At 63.1% G+C, this 23,532-nt stretch carries 19 protein-coding genes and 2 pseudogenes; 10 read left to right on the top strand and 11 right to left on the bottom strand.

All coding sequences use genetic code 11. The features are described from left to right. Window positions 1-88: 88 nt before the first annotated feature. A complete protein-coding gene (gene zapE, locus ACR9ZC_RS18830) occupies window positions 89-1,186 on the top strand; it encodes a cell division protein ZapE (RefSeq protein ID WP_481581455.1) in 1,098 nt (365 codons plus the stop codon). 123 nt (window positions 1,187-1,309) lie between these two features. Beyond that, the gene (locus ACR9ZC_RS18825) at window positions 1,310-1,711 is read left to right on the top strand and encodes a transposase (protein WP_331565882.1); all 402 of its coding nucleotides are present in this window, start codon (window positions 1,310-1,312) and stop codon (window positions 1,709-1,711) included. Window positions 1,712-1,785: 74 nt separating this feature from the next. Here the strand turns inward: ACR9ZC_RS18825 and ACR9ZC_RS18820 are convergent, their stop codons facing one another. Both ACR9ZC_RS18820 and ACR9ZC_RS18815 read right to left on the bottom strand, forming a co-directional pair. Further along, window positions 1,786-2,298: a DUF2147 domain-containing protein gene (locus ACR9ZC_RS18820; RefSeq protein WP_481581454.1), complete on the bottom strand. Its 513-nt coding sequence runs from the start codon at window positions 2,296-2,298 to the stop codon at window positions 1,786-1,788. 464 nt (window positions 2,299-2,762) lie between these two features. Continuing rightward, a pseudogene (locus ACR9ZC_RS18815) lies at window positions 2,763-3,260 on the bottom strand (POTRA domain-containing protein); the annotation flags it as partial. Here ACR9ZC_RS18815 and ACR9ZC_RS18810 point away from each other — a divergent pair. After that, a pseudogene (locus ACR9ZC_RS18810) lies at window positions 3,174-3,428 on the top strand (sigma 54-interacting transcriptional regulator); the annotation flags it as partial. The pseudogenes ACR9ZC_RS18815 and ACR9ZC_RS18810 overlap by 87 nt on opposite strands. Before the next feature lie 171 nt (window positions 3,429-3,599). Continuing rightward, entirely contained in the window at window positions 3,600-4,364 is a 765-nt protein-coding gene (locus ACR9ZC_RS18805; protein ID WP_481581453.1) for a DUF2968 domain-containing protein, read from the top strand. A gap of 787 nt (window positions 4,365-5,151) precedes the next feature. On the opposite strand, the gene hfq is transcribed toward ACR9ZC_RS18805, so the two are convergent. Continuing rightward, entirely contained in the window at window positions 5,152-5,643 is a 492-nt protein-coding gene (hfq, locus tag ACR9ZC_RS18800) for an RNA chaperone Hfq (RefSeq protein ID WP_481581452.1), read from the bottom strand. Window positions 5,644-6,059: 416 nt separating this feature from the next. Here hfq and ACR9ZC_RS18795 point away from each other — a divergent pair, with 416 nt between their 5' ends. Next, complete coding sequence (locus ACR9ZC_RS18795) at window positions 6,060-7,637, top strand: FAD-binding oxidoreductase (RefSeq protein WP_481582715.1); 1,578 nt, start codon at window positions 6,060-6,062, stop codon at window positions 7,635-7,637. A gap of 14 nt (window positions 7,638-7,651) precedes the next feature. Further along, window positions 7,652-8,056 carry a hypothetical protein gene (locus ACR9ZC_RS18790; RefSeq protein WP_481581451.1) on the top strand — a complete coding sequence of 135 codons (405 nt, stop codon included), beginning with the start codon at window positions 7,652-7,654 and terminating at the stop codon, window positions 8,054-8,056. Between the two features lie 13 nt (window positions 8,057-8,069). Here the strand turns inward: ACR9ZC_RS18790 and ACR9ZC_RS18785 are convergent, their stop codons facing one another. Next, window positions 8,070-8,960 (bottom strand): TetR/AcrR family transcriptional regulator, encoded by an 891-nt coding sequence (locus tag ACR9ZC_RS18785; RefSeq protein ID WP_481581450.1) that lies wholly within the window; start codon window positions 8,958-8,960, stop codon window positions 8,070-8,072. A gap of 238 nt (window positions 8,961-9,198) precedes the next feature. Continuing rightward, window positions 9,199-10,425 (bottom strand): MFS transporter, encoded by a 1,227-nt coding sequence (locus ACR9ZC_RS18780; protein ID WP_481582714.1) that lies wholly within the window; start codon window positions 10,423-10,425, stop codon window positions 9,199-9,201. A gap of 270 nt (window positions 10,426-10,695) precedes the next feature. Here ACR9ZC_RS18780 and ACR9ZC_RS18775 point away from each other — a divergent pair, with 270 nt between their 5' ends. After that, the gene (locus tag ACR9ZC_RS18775; protein WP_481581449.1) at window positions 10,696-11,238 is read left to right on the top strand and encodes a GNAT family N-acetyltransferase; all 543 of its coding nucleotides are present in this window, start codon (window positions 10,696-10,698) and stop codon (window positions 11,236-11,238) included. A gap of 93 nt (window positions 11,239-11,331) precedes the next feature. On the opposite strand, the gene ACR9ZC_RS18770 is transcribed toward ACR9ZC_RS18775, so the two are convergent. Next, complete coding sequence (locus tag ACR9ZC_RS18770) at window positions 11,332-12,741, bottom strand: MFS transporter (protein WP_481581448.1); 1,410 nt, start codon at window positions 12,739-12,741, stop codon at window positions 11,332-11,334. 108 nt (window positions 12,742-12,849) lie between these two features. Between ACR9ZC_RS18770 and ACR9ZC_RS18765 the strand changes: the two genes are divergently transcribed. Then, the gene (locus tag ACR9ZC_RS18765; protein WP_481581447.1) at window positions 12,850-13,740 is read left to right on the top strand and encodes a LysR family transcriptional regulator; all 891 of its coding nucleotides are present in this window, start codon (window positions 12,850-12,852) and stop codon (window positions 13,738-13,740) included. 164 nt (window positions 13,741-13,904) lie between these two features. Beyond that, window positions 13,905-14,177, top strand: coding sequence for a BufA1 family periplasmic bufferin-type metallophore (locus ACR9ZC_RS18760; protein ID WP_481581446.1), 273 nt, complete (start codon window positions 13,905-13,907; stop codon window positions 14,175-14,177). Between the two features lie 185 nt (window positions 14,178-14,362). Here the strand turns inward: ACR9ZC_RS18760 and ACR9ZC_RS18755 are convergent, their stop codons facing one another. Next, a complete protein-coding gene (locus tag ACR9ZC_RS18755) occupies window positions 14,363-15,595 on the bottom strand; it encodes a tetratricopeptide repeat protein (RefSeq protein ID WP_481581445.1) in 1,233 nt (410 codons plus the stop codon). Window positions 15,596-15,891: 296 nt separating this feature from the next. Here ACR9ZC_RS18755 and ACR9ZC_RS18750 point away from each other — a divergent pair, with 296 nt between their 5' ends. After that, window positions 15,892-17,796 (top strand): putative bifunctional diguanylate cyclase/phosphodiesterase, encoded by a 1,905-nt coding sequence (locus tag ACR9ZC_RS18750; protein WP_481581444.1) that lies wholly within the window; start codon window positions 15,892-15,894, stop codon window positions 17,794-17,796. A 48-nt stretch (window positions 17,797-17,844) separates the two neighbouring features. Here the strand turns inward: ACR9ZC_RS18750 and ACR9ZC_RS18745 are convergent, their stop codons facing one another. From ACR9ZC_RS18745 to ACR9ZC_RS18730, 4 genes are all read right to left on the bottom strand, one after another. Continuing rightward, the gene (locus ACR9ZC_RS18745) at window positions 17,845-18,387 is read right to left on the bottom strand and encodes a DUF488 domain-containing protein (RefSeq protein WP_481581443.1); all 543 of its coding nucleotides are present in this window, start codon (window positions 18,385-18,387) and stop codon (window positions 17,845-17,847) included. Between the two features lie 83 nt (window positions 18,388-18,470). Then, window positions 18,471-20,519, bottom strand: a complete 2,049-nt coding sequence (gene fusA / locus ACR9ZC_RS18740) for an elongation factor G (RefSeq protein ID WP_481581442.1) — start codon at window positions 20,517-20,519, stop codon at window positions 18,471-18,473. Between the two features lie 226 nt (window positions 20,520-20,745). Beyond that, window positions 20,746-22,218 (bottom strand): trypsin-like peptidase domain-containing protein, encoded by a 1,473-nt coding sequence (locus ACR9ZC_RS18735; protein ID WP_481581441.1) that lies wholly within the window; start codon window positions 22,216-22,218, stop codon window positions 20,746-20,748. A 188-nt stretch (window positions 22,219-22,406) separates the two neighbouring features. Beyond that, on the bottom strand, window positions 22,407-23,132 hold the full coding sequence (locus ACR9ZC_RS18730) for a type 2 periplasmic-binding domain-containing protein (RefSeq protein ID WP_481581440.1): 726 nt from the start codon (window positions 23,130-23,132) through the stop codon (window positions 22,407-22,409). Window positions 23,133-23,532 lie beyond the last annotated feature (400 nt).

Below are 23,532 nucleotides of genomic sequence, written 5' to 3'. Positions count from 1 at the left end.
CTCTTCGGCCGGTCAGGGCCGGTGCGCGGGCGCGCCCGGTCCCCCGCACAGCGCCCGCTCCGGACGCTGGCCGAGCGGTTCCTTCACGATGAATGTCCTCGAATATTACGAACACGAGCTGCAAGCGCGTGGCTATCTCGCCGACGACGCACAGCTCGCGGCGGTGAATCGCTTGCAGCAATGCTATGCGGAGTGGGTCACCTACAAGAGCCGGCGCTCGAATGCGCTGCGCAAGCTGCTCGTGCATCCCGAGCTGCCGCGTGGCGTCTATATGTGGGGCGGTGTCGGGCGCGGCAAGAGCTTCCTGATGGATAGCTTTTACGCGGTGGTTCCGGTGCAGCGCAAGACGCGGCTGCATTTCCACGAATTCATGCGCGAAGTCCATCGGCAGCTCGAGGAGCTCAAAGGGCAGGCCGATCCGCTCGACGAACTGGCGCGGCGTGTCGCCAAGCGCTATCGGCTCATTTGCTTCGACGAGTTCCACGTCTCCGACATTGCCGACGCGATGATTCTTCATCGGCTCCTCACCGGGCTCTTCGATAACGGCGTGCAGTTCGTGATGACGTCGAACTACGATCCCGATACGCTCTACCCCGACGGCTTGCACCGTGACCGCGTGTTGCCCGCCATCGAGCTCGTGAAGGAGCGGCTCGATGTGATGAATGTGGATGGCGGTACCGACTATCGTCGGCGCACGCTCGCACAGGTCAGCGTCTATCACACGCCGCTGGGCGCCGAAGCCGACCGCGCGCTGAGAGCTGCATTTTCGCAGCTCGCGGCCGTGCCCGATGAAAGCCCGCTGCTCCATATCGAGAAGCGCGAATTGAAAGCGTTGCGGCGCGCCGACGGCGTCGTCTGGTTCGATTTCGCGACGCTGTGCGGCGGCCCGCGCTCGCAAAACGACTATCTCGAGTTGGCCTCGCGATTTCATACGGTGGTGCTTTCCGGCGTGCCGCAAATGACGCCTCGCATGGCGTCGGAAGCGCGCCGTTTCACTTGGCTGGTCGACGTTTTTTACGATCACAAGGTGAAGCTGCTGATGTCGGCGGCGGTGGCGCCCGAAGCGCTCTATCCCGAAGGGCCGATGGCCAATGAATTCGGCCGGACGGTCTCGCGTCTCGTCGAAATGCAGTCGAAGGAATATCTGGAAGCGCCGCGCAGGCTCGTCGATACCTCGTTGACTTGACGGTCGCGGGCGGCGGGCTTCGGCTCGCGCGCGAGCAGGGCGCGGGACAGATTCGGATTATTCTGATATTCGCCGGCCGGGACGAGGCCTATCGTGCTCTCTATTCAAACGAAGGAGGCACAGATGACCCCTTACCGCGAAATAACCGACGAGCAATGGCACCGTGTGGTCACGCTGTTTCCTGAATTGCAGGCGCGCGCGCCTGCGCGTGGCCGTCCCCTCACCGATACACGCGCGGTGCTCAATGGCGTGTTGTGGGTGATCTATAGCGGCGCAGCGTGGTCTTCGATGCCGCGCCGGTACCCTTCCTATCAAACCTGCCACCGTCGCTTCAAGACGTGGTACGACGCGGGCGTGTTCAGGCACGTGCTGGGCGAACTGTATGGCGATGCGGCCGAAGGGCTGTGCGAGTCGGTCAGGGCGCGTATGCGCGCGAAGTTGAATCCGGCAAAGGTGGCGCCGGCTTTTTCGACGATCGATGCGCCCACGTTGTCCTATCTGGCTTCACTGCGTCGCGCCGCGTGAGCCACGCGGCTCTTCTGCGAGCGAACCTGCCGTATGGTCAGGACCGCTCGCGCAACAGGGTGTCGTGAGCTCGATCAGTTCTTTGCCTGGTCCGAAGCCGCATCGGCTTGCCGGTTCCACGTTTGCGACCGGCCTAGCAGCGAGACGCCGATATAGCCGCGTACGACGAGCTTCCGGCCTCCCTCGTCCAGCGTCATTTTGCATCGATAGACTTTGCCGTTTTCGGGATCGAGGATGTTGCCGCCATCCCAATGATCGCCGTCCTGCTTCATATCGCGGATGATCGTCATACCGAGAATTTTCTGATCCTTGCGGTCGTCGGTACATTCGGTGCAACGGCGATCGGGCGAGTCCGCGGGGTTCAGGCCTTTGATGACTTTCCCGCTCAGTGATCCATCCGCGTTTTGCGTAATCTGTACAAGCGCTTTCGGTTGATGCGTGTGGTCGTCGATTGTTTGCCATACGCCGACGGGGGAATCGGTGCCTTGCGCGAAGGCTATCGTGGCGCTGGCCAGTAGCAAGCCGGCTGCTGCCATGCGCTTAACGGCATGCAAGGCGATCGAGCGGGTGTCGTGCGGGAAGTGCATGATGTCGTCCTCCTGATGGGGTGAGTCGGCTGTCGTTTCTTTCGCGCGGTGGCGGATAGGTCTGTCGCGCCGCGCTTGTTGGAATCAGGCCAGCATACCCACGAAAAAATGACTGAGGTTTGATAGTGGAACCTCTAATCAGGCTGGAGCGGGCAGGCAGTTCGTCCTGGTTCGTTCCCGCGGCATTTCCTTCGGACGTCAAAACATTTGGTACGAAAACGTGGCGTTGATTCGCGGGCTGCGCGGTGGGCTTTCGATCGGCGCGTGGGCAACGGCCTTGGCGATCGAGAGATCGAGGCTGTAATGCTTCGTGTCGGTGATCCGCAAGCCAAGCGCGACCGAAGACAGCTTATTGGGCGATGTCGGCCCCGAGTGTAGGTACACACGCGCCATATCGAACGACACATAGGGGTAACGGTCTGCAGGTAGTGCATCGCCACCGCAAAAGCACGGTTGACTTCGAACGTGACCGTGAAAAGGCCTTGCACGCCCGGATGGTGCAGGTCGATGCCCGCGCTGAAGTTCAATGGCTTGCGCGCGACGTTGAGCTCGAGGGTCGTCGCGCCGTCTGTCGTTTTCGGTGCTGGTACCGTGGCCGTCACGGTGAGGCCAGGCAGCAATCCGAGCGCATTCACGCTGCGCTCGAACGTCGCACGACGCAGCGGCCGTTCGTTGCGGATGCGCTCGGCAAGCTGGCGAATCTTGCGTTCGGTCGAGCCCGGATTGCCCTTGATGTCGATCTGCGCGACGCATCCCTCCACAACGGTTACGCGCACGACGCCGCTTTCGAACGTCTGAGCCGGAATGAACGCGAACGATAGCGCCTATCCGTGCGACTGATAAAGCCGGGTGATCTCGTTCGCGGTCTCGATCAACTGCCCGATCGTAATGTCTTTGCCGACGAGCGGCGTGAAGTGCCCGGCAACCTCGGCAAAGGGGACGGCCTTGACGCCTTTCACCTGCACGAAAAGTACTCCCGCTATGCCGACGGCCCGTTCGTCCCCGTCAATTGCGGCGCGATTCCCGACGGTCTCTTCGAGTCACTGTTTTTCGGCCACGCGAAGGGCTCATTTACCGATGCCGTGGGTGCGCACAAGGGTTACTTCGAGCAGGCCGACGGTGGCACGCTGTGAAGATTGCGATCTTGTCGTGCGTATCAGCCGCAAAGTCTTATGGGAAAAGATGCGCAAATACCAAATCTTCGAGGAAGAGCCCGAAGCGCGCGAAACTGAGTAATAATGACACGCTTGAGTCAGTAAATCATGCTTACTCACATAAAAACTATTCGCGCGGGAATAACGATGAGGCATCTACCACAAGTACGGGGGACAGCGCTTGCGGCGCTTGTCATGATCGGGGGATTGGGCATGTTCGGCTGCGCCGGCGCGCAATCGAGCGGCAGTACGACGGCACCGGCAACGAAGACGAGCGCCTCGATCCCGTTGACCGCGGGCGCGGCAACGCCCGCCGCGGCGACGTCCGACGCATCGCCGGTACACGAACAAGCCCCAGCAGCGTCGGCGGTGTCCCAAGTCGAAGACTCGAAGGAAGCGGCGCAAGGCAACGTTGCCGAATTGCAGCGTCTCATGCATGGCAGCGACTTGACCGAGCTTCGCACCAGCTACAACGGCAGCTACGGCGCGAGCCTGCTGCTCTATGGGAAAGAGCTGACCTACTACGTCGCGCTCTTTCAACAGAAAAACTTTTGGCGCGTGATCAAGACGCAGGATGAGGCCCGCGCGGAAGCGATCTATGCCGAGTTCGCGAAAAAGAGCGCGCAGCTCGCTGATGTCGAGTTGCGCGGGGCCAAGCTGGCGGCGCAAAAAGCCTATACGGAACATTTGATCGCGCTTTCGCAAGCGCGGGCCGAGCGTTTGCAGGCCGATCTCGACGTTGCGCACGAGCAGCAAGCACTCGCCGCCGATCGCCAGAAGCAGGCGCGCGGCGAGGCGGCGGCGCTGGACGCGCAAAAGCGCGCCGCGCAGGATCAATTGCGTGCGCTCAAGCGTCAGGTGCGCGAGTTGCAGCGTGAGGCGGACTCGGGCTTGCCGCACCGCGTGCGCTGAACGGGGCGCGCCGTCCCAAATCGAGCGTGCGGGGCCGGGCGCGGCAGCAGGCCGGCTATCATGCGGTACTGCATCGAGCCCAGAGCCCATGGATCCGCTGTTCATCGACATCCCCCCGATGCGTTCGAAACGGAGCGCTTAGTCGTCCGTTGCCCCGCCGGGGCGACGGGCGTCTGGTCTATGAAGCGCTCGTCGAGTCACTGGACGCGCTGCGTCGGTTCCCGGCGTCATTGCCGTGGGCGCTCGAAGCTCGCTACGTGCGGGTCAGCGAGTGACATTTTCGTCGGACGATTCGGGCAGGGCCGCGTTCCCGGCTTTTGTGCAGGCACATTCTTCCGCGATGGATGTAATCGTTGCCAGCCAATCGCGCCGCACTTCGACTCCCGAGCCGCAAGACATTCGCCGCGATGCGCCTATTTCTCTCCATCGCGCGCTATTCGTCGCAATGAGGCATCGAACTTGCAGACTAGAGGCACGTTGTTTTCGAAAATAGGACTGCAATGGCAATTCAACAGACGGAACCGGCGCGCCGGACGTATGCGCTTCATTTGGTCGACGCGGATCTGGATCATCTCGAGCGGGCGATCCGCGAACCCGAGAATCGTATGCTTACGGCGCAGTATTGGCGGCAGCGGATCTTGAGCATCCGCCGGCAATTCGAACTGACTCGCGAGCAGCGCGCCCGCGCGGAGGCATTGCTAGAGAGCCTTTCGCAGCGGCAGAGCAATGCTCGACCCGCGATGGCGGGCCTTCGCTGACATCCTGAGGTGCCTCGCCGCGAGGCACCTCATTCGTTGTTGTTATTGTTGTCGTCGTTGTTGTTGCCGTCGTTGTTGTTGTTGTTGCTGCTGCTGTGGTGGTTGCCGTGCTCGTTGCCATGCGGGCCCGTGCTGAACGGCCGGCGTCTGCGCGTCACGACCACCGGCGCGTCGCCCGAGCGCTCCGATGACCCATGCATGCCGTGCGATTCGCGCGGCTCGCGGCCTTCGCGAGGCGCGCCTGAGCCCTCGCGCGGACCGTGGCGCTCGCCATACCCGCCGGTACGCGGGCCGCGCGGCCCCGGGCGCGTGCCGGTATCGAGCTGAATCGTCGAAATTGCACGCTTGTAAATGCCTTGCAGCCCGACGGGTGTGCGCAGCATGACGAGATATTGATCGAACGACTCGATGCATCCAGTCAGACGGATGCCGTTCACGAGATAGATTTCGACGCGCTTGCGCTCTTTGCGCGCTGCGTTCATGAAGTCGTTCTGCGGATGGGATTCTGCGGGATTCGGCATTGCACGGACGACAGCAGGAGCTGCCCCAGGTTGGTTAGTGAAGCGCGGTGGCTACGCGCGAAATTCGTGGCTGGCGGGGATTTTAACCCGTGTGTGCTGCCGCGAGGGTCCTTTCGCACGCGCATCGGGCCCACGCGCGCGTAACGAAATGTTCCAAAAGGCGGGCGACATCATTCGTTTTCGCCCCGCGCGGGTTTCAGATACCACGGCTGCTGCGCATGTCCGAGCACGGTCGATGCCCGCGCACGGGCCCCCGGAAAAGCGCGCGCTCGTGGGACAATGGCGGCAGCATCGCATGCCGAAGCTTGCCGAAAGTCCTCCAGCGCAGCTTCGCGTCGAGCGAACTAGCGGACATTGCGCCGCAACCAAGGGGACTCGATGAAATCGTCAGTGCGTCTTTCGCCGCGGTGGCCTCGATGAGCGTGCTGCCGCCCCATTGCAGTGCACAGCGCTTTCACGAAGCGCTGCGCCTCTTCGGTTCGATTGTCGGCGAAACTCACGTCGTTGTTTCGGACAACGAACTGATCGAATACGCCGATCCGTTCGCTCCGGGCCCTCAGGAGCCGCGCTTCGCGGCATCCGCAGCGATACTGCCCGCTTCGGTCGACGAAATCAGGGAAGTGCTGCGCATCGCGCGCAGCTATCGTCTGCCGCTCTGGCCGGTCTCGACCGGCCGCAATTATGCGTATGGAGGAGCGGCGCCCCGTCTGTCCGGATCGATCGTGGTCGATCTGCGACGCATGAACCGCATCCTCGAAGTCGACGAGACCCTCGGCTATGCCCTGGTCGAGCCCGGCGTGACCTACTTCGATCTGCACGAGCACTTGCGCGCCCGCGGTGCGAAGCTATGGATCGATCCGCCCGCGGCGGGCTGGGGCAGCGTCGTCGGCAATACGCTCGAGCGCGGCTTCGGCTACACGCCCTACGGCGACCACGCCGCGATGCAGTGCGGCATGGAAGTCGTCCTCGCGACGGGCGACATTGTGCGCACCGGAATGGGCGGCATCGAGATCGGCAGTTCGTGGCAGCTCTACAAGCCCGGCTTCGGCCCCTCGTACGACGCGATGTTCATGCAGTCGAATTTCGGCATCGTGACCAAGCTCGGCATCGCACTAATGCCGCGGCCGGCCAGCTATCTGCTCGCGCATCTGCGCTTCGGCGACGAAGCGGACCTGGAGGCCATCGTCGAGACGTTGCGTCCGTTCAAGCTCGACGAGACGATTCGCAATCACGCCGTCGTCGAAGGCGCTGTTCGCTTTGCGGCGGGGGTGTCGTCGCGCGGCGAGTGGTATGACGGGCAGGGGCCGATGCCCGAGTCCGCCATCGATGCGATGACAAAGCGGCTCGGGATCGGGCGATGGAATCTGCGTTTCGGCCTGTACGGCGAGCCCGAAGTCGTCGAGGCGCAGTTTTCGGTCGTCAAGCGGGCGTTTTCCCGCGTGCGAGGTGTGCGCATCGAGGCTGCGCGGTATGCCGGCGACGCGCAACCCGAGGGCGGCGGCGACCGCAACATGGCCGGCGTCCCGACCATGACCGCATTTCGGATGCTCGACTGGCGCGGCGGCGCGGGCGCGCACGTCGATTTTTCGCCGATCTGCCCGTTCGCGGGGCGCGACGCGATGCGGCAATATTGGCTCGCAAAGACCCGTTGTGCCGAATACGGGTTCGATTACTACGGCGGCTTCACCGCCGGCACGCGCCATTTGCATCACATCGTCGCAACGATCTTCGACCGCGGCGATGCAAGCCAGACCGATGCCGCGGGCGACTTGCTGCGCGTGTTGATCAGCGATGCGCGCGCGGCGGGGTATGGCCAGTACCGTACCCATCTGGCCTACATGGACCTGGCGGCTGCGCAATACGATTTCAACGATGGTGCGTTGCTGCGCTTGTCGGAAACGATCAAGGATACGCTCGATCCCGACGGCATCCTGGCGCCGGGCAAATCGGGCATCTGGCCGCGCGCCTGGCGCGATCGGCGTGGCTATACGTAAGGGGGCTCAGCTTCATGGATCGGCGAAGCTTCATCGTGGACTCGGCGGCGTTGATCGCCGGTGTGTGCGGCGGTAGCCCGGAATCGGTCGCGAGTGCGCCGCGAGCGGCGGCCGGCCGGACGGTCGCGCCGGTCGCGCCGGCCACGACCGTTCTCGTCGACGCGTCCCTCGGGCGAAGCATCGCCTTTGCGGCGGATGCCGTATCGGCCGGCGCATCGACGGCATCCGTGGCGCCCGTCGGCGGCGACATTGGCGCGCTATGGTACGCGCGCCTAGCCAGCACTCAGGGCCGCATCGTCGGCCTGTTGCGTCCGTCGGACGCATTCGTGCTGACGCGATTGGCCAGGCATGCGGGACACACAGTGATCGAGCGGCCGTGGCATGCGCATACGGTGGAGATAGCGATCGACCTGCGTTGATGCCGATCGAGGCTCAGAGCGCCGAGCGCTGGGTTCCGCGCTGCTCCGGTAGGGGCATGGGCCGCGGACCGGATGCCGGCGCTGCCTCGGCATCGCTTGCGCCGCCGTTCGGGGCCGTCGCGCGTCGATCGTCCTCGAAGGCAGCGGGATGCCGATCGAGCGAGCCGCAGGCACTGATTGCAACGGCCGCATCGGTTCCGTCCGCGGCATCGCCCAGCACGGCGGCGAAAGCTGCGAGTTGGGCCGCGTCGGGCAACGGTGCCTTCAGCGCGGCAACCATCAGCGACGCGAGGCGCGCAATCAATTGCAGATCGCTCATCGTCTGCCCTTGGGAGAACTCGGCGATGAGATTATCGGTATCGCCGCCCGCCAGCACGCCCGACAGCGCGCCGATCGCAAAATGCAGTCGCCAGCCGAGCTCCTCGCGAGGCAAATGCGGCAGCGCTCGTTGGAAGGCGTCGAAGAAGCGCTCGGCGACCGATGCGTAGTGGCCGCTGAGGAAGTTGTGAATGAATGTGGAGGGGTCCGTATAGGCGCGGCCCAGCAGCTTCAGAAACGCCCGCCCGCCGGCCTGCGGATCGCGCGACAGGCGCAGCGCGGGGATGAACATCGCGCCGAGGACATGTTCGCAGGTGAGCCGGTCGCCGAGCGCCGCGTCGAAACGCTCGAGCATCTTCAATCGTTCTTCGTTGAGGCGATCGAGGCGACGGGACAGCATCGCGTGGATCAACGCTTCCTTGCTGCCGAAATGATAGTTGACCGCGGCCAGGTTGACGTCCGCGCGCGACGTGATTTGCCGCAGCGACATGGCCTCGAAACCGTATTCGATGAAGATGTCTTCGGCCGCATCGAGAATGCGTGCCTTCGTGTCGCCGGTTATCCGGTTCGATGTGCGAACTGCCATGTGCGCCTCCCATGCCGGTTAGCCGGCCGCGAACAAGCGATTCAAGTTTTCGATTGAAACTCGTTGTTTCGGGAACGATAAAAACGTATCGATACGGCGGCAAGCGTTGTTTGTGGGTGGAGTCCTCTAGAGTCCGCCAACCCTCGCGGAAATGACGGGCCGAAGGCACGCGGTGCGGCGCTACTCCGGTCCGTCAAACTCTGAAGGCGGTCAGACATCGGGCATCACGGGCGTCCCGTCATGCGGATTCGCCGACGCGTTTAGCCGAGCGCAGCATGTCCACGCCACGTTGCTCGCGCCCGAACAGAATCAGCACCGCGATGACGATTGCCGATATTGCCGCAACGGCGGCCAGGGCGAGCGAGTAGTTGTTGTTCTGGCTGGCGGCGAGCGATGCCTGCATCGTGGCGTTGACGGAAGCGATCAGGTTGCCGAGTTGATAGACGAAGCCAGGGAACGTGGCGCGAATTTCATCGGGCGAGATCTCGTTGAGGTAGGCCGGAACCACGCCCCACGCGCCCTGTACCGAGATTTGCATGAGAAACGCGCCGATCGCGAGCGCGACGGCGCTAGCCGAGAACGCCCACAGCGGAAGCACGGGCAACGCGATCAATGCCGCGATGCAGATCGCGCGGCGCCGGCCGATCTTTTCCGACATCGAGCCGAAGAACAGTCCACCTATGATCGCGCCGATATTGAGGACGATCAGGATGCGAGAGACGGTTGCCGGATCGAAGCTGTGCTGTACGCGCAAAAACGTCGGATAGAGGTCCTGCGTGCCGTGGGAGAAGAAGTTGAATGCAGTCATCAGCACGATCGCATAAATCGAGAGCGCCCAGTTTCTCTTGAGCGTGTCGATCAGGCCCGGGCGTTGATGCGTCTCCATGGCGCGCCACGCGGGCGATTCCGGAACGTTCTTGCGGATATAGAGCACCAGCAGCGCGGGGATGATGCCGACGAAGAACATGCTGCGCCAGCCCCAATGCAGGACGTCGAACAGCAGCCAGAACACGACCGAAGCGAGCAGGTATCCGGTCGGGTAGCCGGCTTGCAGCAGCCCGGAGACAAAGCCGCGGGCGTTGGCGGGAATGGTTTCCATCGTGAGCGCGGAACCGACGCCCCATTCCCCGCCCATGGCGATCCCGAACAGCGAGCGCAAGACGAGCAAGGTGGCGAGATTCGGCGAAAAGCCCGAGAGCAGTTCGAGCACCGAATAGCAGGCGATGTTGATCATGAGGGTCGGCCGGCGGCCGAACTTGTCGGCAAGCCGGCCGAAGATCAGCGCACCGAGCGGCCGCATCGCCAGGGTCAGGGTGATCGCAACCGCGACGGCCGGGATTGTCGTGTTGAACTCTGCAGCGATATCCTTGAGGACGAAAACCATCAGGAAGAAATCGAAGGCGTCGAGCGTCCAGCCTAGATAGGCTGCGATCGTGACGTTTTTCTGCTCACGCGTCCAAGCCATTTTTGCGTTCTCCTTTGTCTCCAGATCGTCAGCCGCGCCGCGGATCACGCTGGCGCGGCCGTCCCGTGGGTTGGCATGACGAGTGTACGCGCACTTTAAGCGGCTGCATGATTGGGTTGGCCGTTTATCGGTATTAATCCCTATGTAGCTGTCTAAAATATTACGATCCGATTTTAAATGTCGGCTTTTAGAAAGACTGGCCTCGCAACGGTTATGCCGTTCATTGCAAGCCAGCCGCATTCGATGCAGAAAACCCATTACTCTTTCGCCATGTCCGTTTCGACTCCCGAACTGCCTGCCCTGGATACCCCCAGGTTGCTGATCCGGCAGCGCACGCTCGCCGACCTCGAGGCGTGCCTCGCCATGGATCGCGATCCCGAGGTCACCCGTCATATCGCCGGGCCTTGGCAGGACCCGGTCGCGCATCGACAGTTCGTGGCATTCCGCACGACGAGGGCGTATCCGCCTGGGCTCGGCTATTGGTCGATACGAGAGCGCAGCGCGCCCGAGTGGTTCATCGGCTGGGTGTTGCTCATTCCGGACCATGGAGCGGGGCCCGAGGTCGAGATCGGCTGGCGTCTCGTGCGCGATGCATGGGGTAGGGGAATCGCCACCGAGGCCGCCCACGCACTCGTGCATCACGCCTTCGCAACACTCCGGTTGCCGCGCGTCATTGCGGAAATCGCGTCCGCGAACACCGCGTCGCTGCGTGTCGCGCAAAAGCTTGGCATGCAACGGGTCGGATACAACGCGAGCGAAGCGCTGAGCTACCAACGGTTTCGCCTCGAGCGGGAAGATCTGCGTGCGCGGTGAATGCGCGAATTCAATGAACCGATGAATGGACATCAGGACTGCTTACCATTACGGTGTCCAGTACGACTGCGCGCTCTGGGACCCGATTCTCGGTTATTGAGTGCCGCGCTCGGCGCCGAACGCATGCGCCAGCATGGCGGCTGCGGCATACGCCGCGCCGCCCACCGCGCTGACGACGCACAGCGAAACGCTCAGATGCGCGGCAAGCATCGTGACCGCGCCGGCCAACGCGACGCCGACGAGGCTGCCCGCCTGGCGCAACGCGTTCAGCAGCCCCGAGGCCACGCCGGCGAGCTCCGCGGGCACCTGCTCGAGCACGGTGGCGATCATCGGCGGTACCGATAAAGCGGTGCCCGCTCCGAAAACGGCCATCGAGGCATAGATGAATGGGCGGGGTGCCGCCCATGAGAACAGCGCGGCCGTGAGGGGGGCCGAGACCGCCGCCGCGGCCAGGCCGATCGTCATCAAGCGGGCGGCGCCGAGGCGCGCATGGAGCTTGCCCGAGAGCAGGTTGCCGAACGACAGGCTTGCCGCCATGGGCAAGAGGGCGAAACCGGTCGCCTTCGCATTCATGCCGAGCGCGCCGTGCAGGTAAAGGCTCAGATTGAACAGCAGTCCGAAATAGCCCACGTAGACAAGCGTTCCCGCCGCATTCATCGCCAGGAAGATCCTGTTTCGAAACCACGCAAGCGGCACCATCGGCTCGCGCGAGCGGCGCTCGAAGAAAACCAGTGCCGTGACGCAGGCGGCAAACAACAGGGAAGCCACCACGACTTCGGGCGAACGCGGACCGCGAGTCGGCAATTCGATTGCGGCGAAACACAGTGCGCCCAGCGCTGCCGCACTCGACAACTGTCCGCCCCAATCGAAGCGGCGCACGGAGGTGCTGCGCGCCGCCTGTCGGACTGAGACCAGCGCGCCCGCGAAAGCAACCGCGCCTGTCGGCAGATTGACGAGGAATGCGCTTCGCCATCCGAAGCTATCGACGAGCACTCCTCCCAGGACAGGGCCGATCGCGGCCGCTGCCGACGCGACGAGCGCCCATGTGGCGATGGCACGGGCCCGTTCCTGCGCATCGTCGAAAGTGGCACGGACGATGGCAAGCGAGGCGGGCAGGAACAGCGCGGCGCCGGCACCTTGCGCAAAGCGGGCCGTGACGAGCGCGCCGACGGATTGGGCGAGACCGCACGCGGCGGACGCCGCGACGAATGCCGCGAGCCCGGCGAGGTAAACCGTTTTCGCGCCGAAACGATCGCTGGCGACGCCGCCGGCGAGAATCAACGCGGCAAAAGTCAGCGTGTAAGCATCGACGATCCATGCGAGGCCGCTCACCGTCGCGCCGAGCGACGCACGCAGGGCGGGCAGCGCGACATTGACGATTGTCGTATCGAGCACTGCCATGAACATGCCGCCGGCGACCAGACCCAGCGTGAGGCGCCTGCGCAATGCGTCGCGGCGCTGAAGGCCGCATTCGTCCGTGCGTGCGAGAACCGTATCGGACATTCGTTCCTCCGTTGGCTGAATGCCTCTCAGTCTACGAATGCGCGGCGATGCAATAAAGCAGTAATATCGCATATCTGTGATGCAAATTTGCATCGGCGGCACGAATCCATGCCCGGGGGCCTCGCAACGATGATTCATTGGGACAATGCGCGTTTCTTTTTGGCGGTGGCGCGAGCCGGCACACTGCGCGGCGCGGCCGCCCGCCTCGCCGTCGATCAGGCCACTGTCGGGCGGCGCATCGCGGCGCTCGAAGCGGCGCTGTCCGCGCGGCTTTTCCTGCGCACGCCCTCGCTGTACGTGTTGACTTCGGCGGGCGAAGCGCTGGTCGCACCGGCGGAGGCCATGGAGCAGGCGGCGCTGGCGATGGAGCGGCGCGTGGCCGGGATGGACGAAGCCTTGTGCGGGACGATTCGGGTGGCGACGACTGACTCGCTAGGCAAAAAATTCGTCGTGCCCGCCATCGCGAAGCTGCGTCGTGCGCATCCGGGTATCGATATCGTTTGCGTGACATCGGTGGATATCGCCAATCTCACGCAGCGTGAGGCCGACCTCGCGATCCGGACGGTTCGGCCTGATTCGCCGGAGCTCGTCGTCAGGCGGCTGGCTCAGTTGGAAATGGGTATTTACGCTTCGCACGCCTATGTCGCCGCGCGGGGAACACCGCGTGAAGGCGAGGCATTCGAAGGACACGATCTCGTCATGTATCAGCAGCCGGTGGTACCGTCGATGTGGGACGCCCTATGCGGCGAGCCTACCAACCGGGGGCGGGTGGCGTTTCAGACTGCATCGACGATGATGCTGTTCGAGGCGACGATCGCCGGACTCGGTCTTGCCGGGCTGCCATGCTTTCGCGCGGACGACGAGCCCGAGCTCGTGCGTGTGATGCCGCATCGCCGCGAGCACTTCGAGGTCTGGCTCGTCGCCCATCTGGACTTGTATAAGACGGCCCGCATGCAAGCACTCATCGAGGTTGTCGCCGAAGCATTCGCAGCTTCGTGAAACGGGTGTCGAAAATTTTTCGACCGCTGTAACCGCTTGCCCAGCTGCGGCGAATTACCTGTCAGATCGCGCAGTGCAGCCGCGCCGTGCCAGGACAGTCGGGCAAGGCCAATGATGCGGTGCAAGCGATCGCTAACCACTTGATGGCATCTAGGAGCGAATTGATGAATACGAACAAACTTTCCGCAGCAGCCCTGGTTCTCGCATCGCTGGCGACCGGCGCATTCGCGCAGAACGCTGCCGCCCAGAACGTGGAAAAGTGCTATGGCGTGGCGCTTGCCGGCCATAACGATTGCAAGGCGGGGGCGGGGACCACTTGCGCCGGCACGCAAAAGATGGACTATGACGGCGCGCACTACAAGAATGTGCCGACGGGTACTTGCACGACGATGAAGACGCCGCACGGAATGGGCTCGCTCGCGCCCGCCAAGTCGTAACGGACGAATGAACGAAGGGACGAAGCACTCACCCGTGGCGGCGGCAGTCCTGCCGCTCGGCTGACGCAGCCTCTTGCCTCGAGTATCCAACCGCGTTTGCGCCGATCGGCGCAAACGCATCGCGTTGCGCTCGGGGCGTCACGCGATGGCGGACATAGCAAACTACGGCCGGAACGATGAACCCGCTAATGGCGATTGAGACCGCTTCCGGTATCTCCCAAAGCGGCAGATTCCCGATCGATCAATTGCAGCGTGATCGCCTCGTCGGCGCGCAGTGCCAATTCCCTTTGCAATTCGAGCGCGGACGAGAACGCGTCGCGAGCCTGCCTGTGCCGCTCGGTGCGCGACAAAAGCGTGCCCATGGCAATGAAGGTGGAGATGAGGCGAGGCCGGTCGTTCAGCCGCAAGAAGTGCGATTGTGCCGCCTCGAACCAGGCCAGCGCTTCGGACGTGCGGCCCGCTGCCGCGAGCGTGCTGCCACGCCCGTATTGCGCCATGGCCACGCCGGTCGTCATGCCTGTTTCGTTGAAGAGCTTTTCGGCGTCACCCAGCAGCGCGAGCGCGCGCTCGATGTTGCCTTGATCCGAATGGACATCCGCGAGATTGAGCAGTGCAGCGGCTTCGTCGTCCTTGCTTTGCACGTCCGCTCGCCGGGCCAATGTCAGGGCACGCTCGTAGGCCGCGATAGCGGCCGGGAAATCTCCATGCTTTTCGTGAAGCATGCCGAGCCGAAGCGTCGTTTGCCCGACTCCTTGCATGTCGTCCATCGTTTCCCGTAGGCCGCGGGCTTCCTCGAGCAGCTTCCGGGCGTGATCGTCATGCGACTGATCGGAATACAGGACGCCGAGGTTATGAAGCGTTGCCGCGAGTCCCTCGATGTCGCCGGTCTGTCTGCGATTCTCGAGCGATCGCTCATAGCATCGCATCGCCTTGTCCCATTCGCCCAATTCCCGGTAGGAGACGGCGATGTTGTTCAGCGCGGTCCCGATGTCTTCGCTCGTGCCGGCCCGCGAGAGGAGGTCCAGCGACTGTTCGAGCAGTTGAACGGCTCGCCCGTGCCGGCCGATATGCTGATACACCTCGGCCATCCGCGCCAATGTCACGGCTTGCCCGCGAAAGTCGTCCGTGCGCGTACGCGATTCCAGCGCCTCCCCGTAAGCGCGTATCGCATCTTCGTGATGACCCAGAAGAAAATAGAGAAGGCCCGAGTTTTGTGCGCCATTTCCCGCGCCTGTCACATCATGTGCGCGCTGACGGATGGCAACGGCTTGCAGCTGACACGCCAGCGCATCGCGGAATTCGCGCTTCGTGAAGTGCCAATCCGCCCGCGCCTCGAGTTCAGCCGCTTCGATGCCAAGCGACTCGTTCATGGCGATCGAGGCGACGTCGATATCGGGCGGCAATGATTGTCTGTCCATGGAGGTTTTATCTGACCGGTCAGGCGACACTTGACGGCAATCTCGGAAACGTTGAATGCGGCGACGCGAATCACCGGTGTTTTGCAAGCGCGTTGCCTCGAGCGCAACGTTAAGCGCTCGACGATGGTTTGTTCGATCGATCGCGAAAGGTTGATCTTCGAAGCGAAGCCGATGATTCGATGCGCTGCGTCGATCTTTTTTCGCCCATTTCGGCTTTCTTTGGCAATTCTTACGATTTCACGTAATAATCGCGCGATAGGCTCACGCCGACCCTCTTACCGTCGAATCCGTTGGATATGGCTTTTAGCGAACCGAAGTCGGCTTTTTTCAGGTGGCTTGTCTCCTCCGATGCGCATCTGAGCTTCGAAAACAGACAAACACTGCTAGCCAATCTATTCACTCGCACGCCAGAAATAGTCTTTGCGTCGATATGCGAAATCAGTGTGGCGGCAACGGCGTACTATTTTCAGCGCAGGAGCCTGTATGCGGGTTGGGGCGGCGCCGTGCTTGCGTTGCTCGCGGTGCGTTTGACGGTGGTCTATGTATGCCGTCGACGTAGCGCGCGCAAAGCATCAACGCCCACCGCGCTTTTTCTTTTCGTGAGCATCCTCTGGAGTGCGCTTTTCGGCTTCGGCACGCTTTTATGCAATACCAGTGGGGATCCGACGCTGTTCCTGCTTGGAAACGTTTGCGCCGTCGGCGTGATCGGTGGGTTGGCCGGACGCAACGCGGGTACGCCACGCCTCGTTCTGGTGCAGATTTCGGCAATCCTCGGGTTGCTGGGATTGGGCGCAGCGCTTTCCCCTGGATCGGGCAAGCTCGTATTGCTGTTTCAAGCGCCATTTTGCGCGGCCGGATTTTTCACCGTTGCCTTGCGGAGCAATCGCGACACGGTCGCCCTGCTTGCCGCGCGTGAACGCAGTCATCGGCTTGCTCATCGCGACAGCCTCACCGGTTTGCCGAATCGCGCCCGTATCAGCGAGTTTTTGCTCGAGCGAACGAGTGCCGCTTCGCCGCGCCGAGCCCACGCGTTCGCCGTTCTGCTGATCGACCTCGATGGCTTCAAGGCCATCAACGACAGCCTTGGTCACGCCTCGGGGGACGAGATTCTGCAAAGTGCGGCGGCGCGCTTGTGCGAGGCCGCTCCGCAAGGCGAACTCGTCGGACGTCTGGCCGGCGACGAGTTTGTCGTCGTGTCCGACGGCACGACGTCGTCGGCCGATGCGTCCGCACTTGCCGATCGCATCGTCAAGACGCTTTCACAGCCGTTCGTACTGAGCGATGCCACTGTGCATATCGGTGCGAGCGTCGGTATTGCGCTCTACCCCGATCACGGCGATACGGGCGCCCAGTTGCTGATCTGCGCGGACCGGGCGTTGTACGCGGTGAAGCGCAGCGGCAAGAGCGCATCGGCCGTTTTCAATCCTTCGGCGCATGCAACGAACGAAGAACTGAGTCTCATGCGCAGCGATCTCGAGGGCGCGCTGCGCACTTTCAAGGGCTTGCGCATGGAGTACCAGCCTGTCGTCGAGATCGCCACGAGGGTGGTCACAGGCCGCGAGGCATTGCTCCGTTGGACGCATCCGAGCCGGGGCGAGTTGTTTCCGGCCGCTTTCATTCCGATCGCCGAGCGGACGGGATTGATCGTGCCGCTCGGCGAATGGGCGCTGCGTCAATCGTGCATCGATGCACTGAGCTGGTCCGATGCCGCAGTGGTTGCTGTCAATGTATCGCCGGTTCAATTGACCGAAGCATCGTTCGCATCGACCGTTGCAACGGTGCTGAAGACAACGGGCTTGCCGCCGCAGCGGCTGAATATCGAAGTCACGGAAAGCGTCTTTCTGAGCGATGACGTGCACACGCGCCGGAATTTGGCGAACCTGCGGGCACAGGGAGTCGGGCTGGTACTGGACGACTTCGGCACAGGGTACTCGACGATGTCGACGCTCGTGCGCTTTTCGTTCGACAAGCTCAAGATCGATGGATCGTTCGTCAAAACGGCCGCGCATCAGAGCAAATCCGCGGCGGTCGTGCGCGGAATCGTTGCGTTGGCACGCGAACTCGGGATGCCGACGACGGCCGAGGGCGTCGAAACGAACGAGCAACTCGACTTCGTACGCGCTTGCGGCTGTACGCACGCGCAGGGATTTCTTCTCGGCCGGCCGGCGCGCTCGAAGGCGCTTCACCTCGAACCTCAGTGATCTTACCGTCCGAGTGCGGCAAGCGGGCGGTACGCGGACCGTGCCTGTTCACGACCGCGTGTCTGCGGGATAGATGATGGTGCCATCCCGTTGAGGTCGAGCGCTCGGCGTCATGGTGGCGGCGTCCACATGACGATCCCCCAGTATGTGTTTGACCGCTTCGCCGCGCGATAGCAAGTAGTCGGTAATGATGCGGCGATGACAGCGCCACCAGACGGCCTCCGAACACATGATGGCGCAGCGCTTGCTCGCGCCCAATTCGAGCAGCGCGGCCAGGCCTTCCGCGAAGGTCGCGGTGCATGCGTAGTCGGCGTAGTTGCGAAACGCGGGATGCGTCCAGTATCCGTTCGCCGAAGGCTCCGTGCGCTGCGATTTGCCTCGCCGTCCGCCGAGCTCCCGCAGATGACAGTACTCGATTCCGTGCTCCGCCAGCGCATCCGGCAACGTGTCCACGTTGAACTGCGGGTTCGTTCGCGAGCGCGGAAAGCTGCGCACGTCGACGAGCAGTTCGATATCGGAGGCCTCGAGCAGGCCCATGAACTCGTCGAGCGAGCGTGTCGAATGACCGATCGTGAAAAACGGGTGTCGCATCGCAGAAGGTGTGGACGAGGGCGGCCTGAGTCGTTGCGCAAGTCTCCCGCCACGTCAATCGAGGCAGGCCCTGGGCGGCGCATTCATTGCGCCGCAGCTTCGTGTTGCTTGCGATACTCCGCGGCGAGCCGCTCCTGCTGATTGGGCGGGACCGCATCGTAGTGACTGAATTCGATGCTGTAGCTGCCATGCCCGCCGGCTATGGCGTTGAGGCGGGATTGATAATCGGTCAGCTCCGATAGCGGCACCTTTCCTGTTACCACGACGGCGTGTCCCGCGAGTGCGCGCGTGCCCTGCACCTGGGCGCGGCGCGTGGACAGGTCGCCGATGATGTCGCCGATGGCCGCCTCGGGCGTCATCACTTCGATATTGACGATCGGCTCGAGCACGAGAGGCTGCGCCTTCAGCGCGGCATCGATGAACGCCTTGCGTCCCGCCGTGGCGAACGCAACTTCCTTCGAATCGACGGGGTGGCTCTTGCCGTCGAAAACCGTCACACGCACGTCCTGCATCGGGAAGCCGGCCAGTGGCCCGCTTTCCATCGCCTGCAGTATCCCTTTCTCGACGGCCGGCATGAATTGACCCGGAATGGCGCCGCCTTTGACCGCATCGACGAATTCGTAGCCGCTGCCGCGCGGCAAGGGTTCGACGCGCAACATGACTTCGCCGAATTGTCCGGCGCCGCCTGTCTGCTTCTTGTGCCGATGATGTCCTTCCGCTTGCGCGACGATCGTTTCCCGATAGGCGATCCTGGGAGGCCGGGTGAGCACGGAGACCTTGTATTGATCGGCGAGCCGTTCGAGCATGTGTCGCAGATGCAGCTCGCCAAGACCGCGTACGACCGTTTCGTTGTTGCCCGAATGTTCGATTCGCAAGCAAGGATCTTCCGCCGTCAGCTTCTGGAGGATTTCCCATAGGCGCTGCTCGTTGCCGCGGCGCTCGGGCTCGATCGCGAGGCCGTAAATCGGTGTCGGAAACGCGAGGGGCGTGAGATGAATATTGCCGTCGTCGGGCGAATCGTGCAGAACGGCATCGAAGCCGATCTCGTCCACCTTGGCCGTGGCGCAGATATCGCCCGGTCCCGCGCGCGTGATCTCGACGTGTTCTTTGCCCTGGAGTGTCATTAAATGGGCGACCTTGAACGGTTGGCGTGCGTCGCCGATATAGAGCTGGCTGTCGCGCCGAACCGTGCCTTGATGTATTCGAAACACGGCCATTTTGCCGATATACGGATCCACCACGATCTTGAATACGTGCGCGAGGACGTGCTTGTCGGCGAGCGGTCGAGCTTGAACGGCCTCGCGACGGCCATCGACGTCGCGATAAAAAAGAGGTGGGTTGCCTTCGAGCGGACTCGGCAACAGCTTCACGAAGATATCGAGGAGTTCGCGAATGCCGGCGCCCGTGGCCGCGGAGGTGAAGCAAATCGGCACCAGATGCCCTTCACGCAACGCGCGCTCGAACGGCGCATGCAGTTGCTCGGGGCTGATCGCTTCGCCTTGTTCGAGATAGAGCTCCATCAGATTCGCGTCGAGCTCGATCACCTGATCGATGAGCGCATCGTGCGCCGCGGCTACCGTCAGAAAGTCCGATTCGCCCGAAGGATTGAAGAAGCAGTCGACCACCGCTTGCGCGCCCTGGGCAGGCAGGTTGATCGGCAGGCACGCTTTGCCGAACGTATCCTGAATCTGAGCGACGATGCCGGGCAGATCGACCTTCTCGCCATCGATGCCATTGACGACGATGATTCGGCACAGCTTGCGCGCCTGAGCCCAGGCCATCATGCGCCGCGTCGTCATTTCGATGCCGGCGCGCGCATTGATGACGACGGCCGCTGTCTCCACGGCGGGCAGCGCACTGATCGACAGGCCCGAGAAGTCGGGGTAACCCGGTGTATCGGCCAGATAAATGCGGGTGTCGCGGTAATCGACGTGCGCGATCGCGGAGCTCAGCGAATGGCGATATTTGCGCTCGAGCGGATCGAAATCGCAGACCGTCGTACCGCGCTCGACGCTGCCGGGCGCATGGATCGTGCCGCTCTCGTGCAGGAGCGCCTCGACGAGCGAGGTCTTGCCGCAACCGGTGTGACCGACCAACGCGACGGTACGAATGGCTTCGGGGGAATAGTCCATGGCGCCTCCGCCCTGCGATCGTTATCGACGCATTATTGGCGAAAACGGCGAACGTCGCCAGCAATCGGCTGTCGACGGCGTTCGATGCCCCGCGTTGCGCGGGGAAGACGCCTCGTCCGACCAGCCGGGTCGATTTCGGTTTTGTAATAAGAAAGACCCTGCGCCTGTCCGGTACTACGCGCCGCTCGCCCATGGCTCCGCGTTGTTGCGCCCGGCGCGGGCCGCGCTACCTGGATTTCAGCGATACGAACGTACGCGTGTTATCGCGAACGATCAGCAGTGCGGCTACCTTCGGGCTCGCGGCGACGAGCGCGGCCAACGCTTCGCGGGACGCAACCGGCTTTCCGTTCACCGACACCACGATATCGCCGGGTTCGATCCCGGCATCCGCCGCAAGATCCGAGGCCGCATCGACGAGCAAACCGGCTTCGACCCCGCTTGTGCGCCGTTCGGCTTCGCTGAGCGGATGGACGGCTAGACCGACCCTGTCGAGATCGTCGCTGCTGGGTGCCGCGGCGTCAGTGGACGCCGCCACCGTTGCACTCAACGTCATCGGCTTGTTGTTGCGGACGATTTTGAGCGTGACCTTCGAGCCTGGCGTCAGCCCCGCGACGGCATCGCGCAGGTCGGCGGCGTGGTCGACGCTCTTTCCGTTGACGTGCGTGACGACATCGCCGGCCCTCAGGCCGTTGACAGCGGTGCCGTGCGCCGTCGGGGCGACGAGCGTCACGAGTACGCCCTGCGGTCGCGATAGGCCGAACGCCGTGGCCAGACCGGGATCGAGATCTTGCGTTGTGATGCCGAGACTGCCGCCGCCGACCTTCGCTTGACCCAGCAAATGCGTACGCAACTCGATTGCCGCCGTGATCGGGATGGCGAACGTCATCGTTTGATAGCGGGGGGCGTCCACGTAAAGCTGCACGTCCACGCCGATCACCGCGCCGTCTCGATTCAGCAGGGGACCGCCCGAGTTATCGGGGTTCACGGCAATCTCGGTCTGAAAGAACGGGAAGGTGGTGCCGTCGGGCAACCCATGTGGCGCGACGCTGACGATCCCCGCAGTGACCGTGTTTTGCGCGCCCTCGAGAGCGCCGATCGTCAACACGGGCTCCCCGGTGTTTACCCTCGCAGCGTCGCCAAGCCGGACGACAGGAAGTTTCGACGCGCCTTGCATTTGAAGCAGCGCGACATCGGTTCGAGGATCGACGCCGAGCACGCGTGCCTTGAACTGGCGCCGGTCGGTCAGCGTCACCGTGACCTCGTCCGCGCGGTTCACGGTGTGCGCCGTCGTCACGACGAGCCCATCCGGGCTGACGATGAACCCGGACCCACGCCCCCACATGACGCGAGCGGGCGGGGATTGATCCTGCTGCGAGGCGGAGGACTGAAGAAGTGCGCCGATCGGATCGTCGGGTGCGATCGCGTCGAGTTGCGCCGATCGGTCCGCGTCGCCCGCTGCACGGATATTGACGACGGCGGGCCCGTACCGGTCGACGAATATCGCGTAGTTGGGTGCGCTTTCAATGCTGCCGTTCCGGCTGCCGCTGTCGGGCGACGTATGGGCCGTCCTGGCGGGTGAGGAGATGGGTGGCGCCGCGTAGGTCGACAGCGGTAGCACCCAGAGGGTAACGCAGAAAAATGACGCCGCAGCCATGCTGCGTAAGGCCAGATGGGGGGTTCCCGAAGTTCTGATGCTCACGGCTCGCTCCATTGGGTTGGCGTTGGGCGCAAATTGGGAACGCTACCGGTCGAAAGCGGGGGGACCGGTCTCGCGTGTCCGTCCATTCATGTTGCTCGCTCGACGTTTCGCCGCCTGTGAGAGAGCGCACTAAACCGCTCAAGATGATCGCCGCGTCGTATTCCGCGGCGGGTCGCGCAAGCGTTGCGCTACGTTGCTGATCCGGGGGGACAAGACTTCCGATGCGGGGCGGCAAGCATCTTCTTGATTCGCTCGGCGTGCGTGCCGTCGAGCCACGGATTCCACCGGGCTTGCCGTTCCGGGCTCTCCGACGGAAGGTCGAGCAGCTCCGTGCTGCTCGCTCGACCACCGCCTTTGCCGTCCTTTGCTTGCCATAGCAAATGGATCGCGAGCGGCGCAAGGGGATCGAATTCCCGAACTATGCGCAGGTCGTTCGCGGCAAGCGTATTTCCGGTGTCGGCGATTGCTATTACGCCATCGAATCGCTCCGGGAACTCGCCGGCGTCGATTTCCGCCATGCCTTTGCCAGAGCGGTAAAGATACACGGGCCATCCTTTTTCCGCCGCGATGCGACGGCCCGATGGAACGTATTCCGTCGTGAGTATCAGCGTTTCTCCGTTGCTGATTTTTTTGAGGAGCATGTCGATGTTGGTTTCATGCGCCGCCAAAACGAATCGCGCAGTCGGATGCGCGATCACCGGAATATCGCGCAGCCCGGGTAGGGCGCCGGCCGCCCGAGCGCCATATACCTGGTGGGAGCCCGCGAAGCCGACGCTCAGTTCACGGCGAGTGACGAAATTCGGAATCTCGGCATCCCGCATGTATTTGAATCGCTTCGCTTCGCGCTTGATGAAAACCTCACCCACTATCGCGGCCCTCGACGGCTCGATATGGATGCCGTGGAGGTCCTGCATATACCGCACTACAAGCGGTTCGTACCTCCCCTTCGACAAGACGAGCATCTGCGCTCTTGAAAGGACTGCGGCGGCCAACGCATCTCGCAGAGTAGGCACATGCGCCCTGTTGCCGGGAGCCGCGAAAGACGTCACGGTGCGCCTTGCGACGTCGGCCTCCGGGCGATCGAGCCGGAGTGAGCCGATGCGCGACACAGGTAATCCGGCCAGTGCCCCTTTCGATGTAGCTGCCGGCGTCGCCCGCGGGGCGGGAGAAGCCGGATTCCCGGTTCGAAATGGGGAAGCGAAGGTCGATTGTCGGGCGACCTCTGCCGCGTCTCTGTACGAAATGTGTTGGGCGAAAAAGCGTTGCATCGTCCGCGTGCCGCGAGAGGTGTCGCGGCGCAAAACATCAAACCAA

The sequence above is a fragment of the Trinickia sp. HAY1-2D genome (assembly GCF_056754935.1).
Note: the sequence above shows the minus strand (reverse complement) of the source record. Positions and strands in the feature narration are given on the sequence as shown.

Excerpts from the sequence above, each read along its gene's own strand:
- ACR9ZC_RS18790 (WP_481581451.1), top strand. The coding sequence starts at position 7,652 with ATGGATCGGCGAAGCTTCATCGTGGACTCGGCGGCGTTGATCGCCGGT.
- ACR9ZC_RS18805 (WP_481581453.1), top strand. The coding sequence starts at position 3,600 with ATGAGGCATCTACCACAAGTACGGGGGACAGCGCTTGCGGCGCTTGTC.
- ACR9ZC_RS18745 (WP_481581443.1), bottom strand. The coding sequence starts at position 18,387 with ATGCGACACCCGTTTTTCACGATCGGTCATTCGACACGCTCGCTCGAC.
- ACR9ZC_RS18780 (WP_481582714.1), bottom strand. The coding sequence starts at position 10,425 with ATGGCTTGGACGCGTGAGCAGAAAAACGTCACGATCGCAGCCTATCTA.
- ACR9ZC_RS18820 (WP_481581454.1), bottom strand. The coding sequence starts at position 2,298 with ATGCACTTCCCGCACGACACCCGCTCGATCGCCTTGCATGCCGTTAAG.
- ACR9ZC_RS18775 (WP_481581449.1), top strand. The coding sequence starts at position 10,696 with ATGTCCGTTTCGACTCCCGAACTGCCTGCCCTGGATACCCCCAGGTTG.
- ACR9ZC_RS18730 (WP_481581440.1), bottom strand. The coding sequence starts at position 23,132 with ATGCAGGACCTCCACGGCATCCATATCGAGCCGTCGAGGGCCGCGATA.
- ACR9ZC_RS18785 (WP_481581450.1), bottom strand. The coding sequence starts at position 8,960 with ATGGCAGTTCGCACATCGAACCGGATAACCGGCGACACGAAGGCACGC.
- zapE (WP_481581455.1), top strand. The coding sequence starts at position 89 with ATGAATGTCCTCGAATATTACGAACACGAGCTGCAAGCGCGTGGCTAT.
- ACR9ZC_RS18760 (WP_481581446.1), top strand. The coding sequence starts at position 13,905 with ATGAATACGAACAAACTTTCCGCAGCAGCCCTGGTTCTCGCATCGCTG.
- hfq (WP_481581452.1), bottom strand. The coding sequence starts at position 5,643 with ATGCCGAATCCCGCAGAATCCCATCCGCAGAACGACTTCATGAACGCA.
- ACR9ZC_RS18765 (WP_481581447.1), top strand. The coding sequence starts at position 12,850 with ATGCCCGGGGGCCTCGCAACGATGATTCATTGGGACAATGCGCGTTTC.
- ACR9ZC_RS18825 (WP_331565882.1), top strand. The coding sequence starts at position 1,310 with ATGACCCCTTACCGCGAAATAACCGACGAGCAATGGCACCGTGTGGTC.
- ACR9ZC_RS18770 (WP_481581448.1), bottom strand. The coding sequence starts at position 12,741 with ATGTCCGATACGGTTCTCGCACGCACGGACGAATGCGGCCTTCAGCGC.
- ACR9ZC_RS18795 (WP_481582715.1), top strand. The coding sequence starts at position 6,060 with ATGAGCGTGCTGCCGCCCCATTGCAGTGCACAGCGCTTTCACGAAGCG.
- fusA (WP_481581442.1), bottom strand. The coding sequence starts at position 20,519 with ATGGACTATTCCCCCGAAGCCATTCGTACCGTCGCGTTGGTCGGTCAC.
- ACR9ZC_RS18750 (WP_481581444.1), top strand. The coding sequence starts at position 15,892 with ATGGCTTTTAGCGAACCGAAGTCGGCTTTTTTCAGGTGGCTTGTCTCC.
- ACR9ZC_RS18755 (WP_481581445.1), bottom strand. The coding sequence starts at position 15,595 with ATGGACAGACAATCATTGCCGCCCGATATCGACGTCGCCTCGATCGCC.